Consider the following 2,341-nt stretch of genomic DNA (forward strand, 5'->3'; position numbering starts at 1 on the left):
TTGTGTTGCTAACACTCTCCCCCCCTCCTTATCTGGGCGCGGGGGGGGCCGCCCGGCCGGGCGTCAGCCCGCGCCCCGGGGGGCCGCGCCCCCCCGGCCGGCGGGACTCAGGGAGCGAGGTCGCCGACGCGGGCGGCGACAGTGCCGAAGAGGTCGCCGATCGTGGTGAGGGCGGCCTGCTGGAGGACGGCGGCCGGCAGGAGGCCGCCGTCGGGGGTGGCCAGGCTGCGGGTGGCGGTCGCCTCGGCGACGACGGTCGGCCGGTACCCGAGGGCGAAGGCCCCCTGGGCGGTGAAGGTGACGCACATGTGCGTCATGAAGCCGGCCAGCACCAGGTCGGGGCCCGTGCCCAGGTCGCGCAGGGTCGCGTCGAGCCCGGTGTCGCGGAAGGCGTCGGGGAGGCGCTTGACCACCACGGGTTCGGTGGCGAGCGGGGCGACCTCGGGGCTGATGGCGCCGATGTCCGCGCGGATGTCGTACGGGGTGCCCTCGCCGCCGTCGTTGACGACGTGGACCACGTGCGCACCGGCGGCGCGGGCGGCGGCGAGCAGTCGGGCACCGGCGTCCAGGGCCTGTTCGGCCCCTTCGAGCGCCATGACGCCGGTGCGGTAGGTGTTCTGAAAGTCGATCATGACGAGGGTCGCCTCGGCCAGGCGGGGGAGGCTGTTCTCCAGGCCGATCACCTCGCGGAGCGTGCTGGAAACGGGCATGGCTGATCCTTCCTTCGGACGGTGACGGGAGAAGGGTGGTGCAGGGCAGGGGTGCGGCGGTCGGCGCCGCCCGTGCCGGGGTGGTGGTCAGACGCCGGTGCGGAAGCGCTGGCGGTAGGCGGCGGGGCTGGTGCCGAGCTGTCGGCGGAAGGCCCGGTGCAGGGTCTCGACCGAGCGCAGTCCGGTGGCCCGGGCGACCCGGTCGAGGGGCTGGTCGGTGGTCTCCAGCAAGCGGCGGGCGGCCTCGACGCGCAGCGCCTCGACGTAGGCGGCAGGGGTGGTTCCGGTCTCCCGGGTGAAGACCCGGGCGAAATGCCGCTCGCTCAGGCTCATGCGTGCGGCGAGCACGGCCGCCGGCAGGTCGGCGGTGAGGTGGTCGGCGATGAATCGGCGCAGCTCGTCGATGTCCCGGCGGGAGGTCGCGGGTCTGCTGATCGGGACGCTGAACTGGCTCTGGCCGCCCTGCCGTTTGAGGTAGACGACGAGCTGGCGGGCGACGGCGAGGGCGAGGTCCTCGCCGTGGTCCTCGGCCACCAGGGCGAGGGCGAGGTCCAGGCAGGCGCTGATGCCCGCCCCGGTCCACACCCGGCCCGAGCGGACGAAGATCGGGTCGGGGTCGACGGTGACCTCGGGGTGGTCGGCGGCGAGCCGGTCCGCGGTGGACCAGTGGGTGGTGGCGGTCCGGCCATCGAGGAGGCCGGCCGCGGCGAGCAGGTGGGCGCCCACGCAGACCGAGGCGATGCGGCCTGCGTGCGGGGCGGTGGCCCTGACCCAGTCGACGACCACGGGGTCGATCCGCGGCCGGGGACCGTCCGGGTCCGGGTCCACCGCGCCGGGGACGAGGAGGGTGTCCACGGCGGTGCCGACGTCGGCGAAGGCGAGGTCGGTGACCACGCGCACCCCGGCGGAGGTGGCCACCGCCCGGCCCGCCGGGCCGGGACCGGCGAGGCTGACCCGGTAGCGGGCGCCGTCCGGGGACTCCCGGTTGGCCAGCGCGAAGACCTCGGCCGGCCCGGTGACATCGAGGAGGTCGACGTCGGGGAAGACCGCGATGACGACGTGGTGGCTGGTCTGGGGCATGCCCCCATCGTGCGGGGCGGTGCGGTGCGGCTGCAATGACGGGCTTCTGTCACATCCGGACACGGCCGGCCGGCGCGTGGCCGGTCCGGATCCGGTTGCGCGGCGGCGCCCGGGGTAGGCGCGTCGCTGTCGGTGAGCGGAGGCCAGAGCCGAAGGCGAGCGGAAGGAGTGCGGTCATGCCCCGTGGATCGAGCCCGAAGCGGGAGCGGCAGTACGAGCACATCAGGGACAGCGCCCTGGACCGCGGCGCGAGCGAGAAGCGCGCGGAGGAGATCGCTGCCCGGACGGTCAACAAGGAGCGGGCCCGGCACGGCGAGTCGAGGACGGCCAGCCGCAGCTCGGTCGAGGACGTCTCCTCGGGCCACCGCGGTGGCAGGCGCTCCCACCGGGGCGCGCAGGGGCCCACCTACGACCAGCTCTACAACGAGGCCAGGCAGCGCAATATTAAGGGCCGCTCCTCGATGAACAAGGAGCAACTGGAGAACGCGCTCGGCCGCTGAGGAGCCGGCCGGGGTGCACGTACGGCGGCGGGCCGGTGCGGGCCCCGGGAG

Annotated in this window: 3 protein-coding genes; 1 reads left to right on the forward strand and 2 read right to left on the reverse strand. The window is 74.9% G+C overall.

The window, feature by feature from the left end:
- Positions 1-107 precede the first annotated feature (107 nt).
- Positions 108-710: an isochorismatase family protein gene (locus ACFV0G_RS38390; RefSeq protein ID WP_380558220.1), complete on the reverse strand. Its 603-nt coding sequence runs from the start codon at positions 708-710 to the stop codon at positions 108-110.
- Positions 711-797: 87 nt separating this feature from the next.
- Positions 798-1,790: a GlxA family transcriptional regulator gene (locus tag ACFV0G_RS38395; RefSeq protein WP_380558223.1), complete on the reverse strand. Its 993-nt coding sequence runs from the start codon at positions 1,788-1,790 to the stop codon at positions 798-800.
- Between the two features lie 176 nt (positions 1,791-1,966).
- Between ACFV0G_RS38395 and ACFV0G_RS38400 the strand changes: the two genes are divergently transcribed.
- Entirely contained in the window at positions 1,967-2,290 is a 324-nt protein-coding gene (locus ACFV0G_RS38400; RefSeq protein ID WP_380558226.1) for a plasmid stabilization protein, read from the forward strand.
- Positions 2,291-2,341: the final 51 nt, after the last annotated feature.

Source organism: Kitasatospora sp. NPDC059571 (assembly GCF_042735675.1).
GTDB lineage: Bacteria > Actinomycetota > Actinomycetes > Streptomycetales > Streptomycetaceae > Kitasatospora.

Coding starts and splice junctions, on each gene's coding strand:
- ACFV0G_RS38390 (WP_380558220.1), bottom strand. CDS start 710: ATGCCCGTTTCCAGCACGCTCCGCGAGGTGATCGGCCTGGAGAACAGC.
- ACFV0G_RS38395 (WP_380558223.1), bottom strand. CDS start 1,790: ATGCCCCAGACCAGCCACCACGTCGTCATCGCGGTCTTCCCCGACGTC.
- ACFV0G_RS38400 (WP_380558226.1), top strand. CDS start 1,967: ATGCCCCGTGGATCGAGCCCGAAGCGGGAGCGGCAGTACGAGCACATC.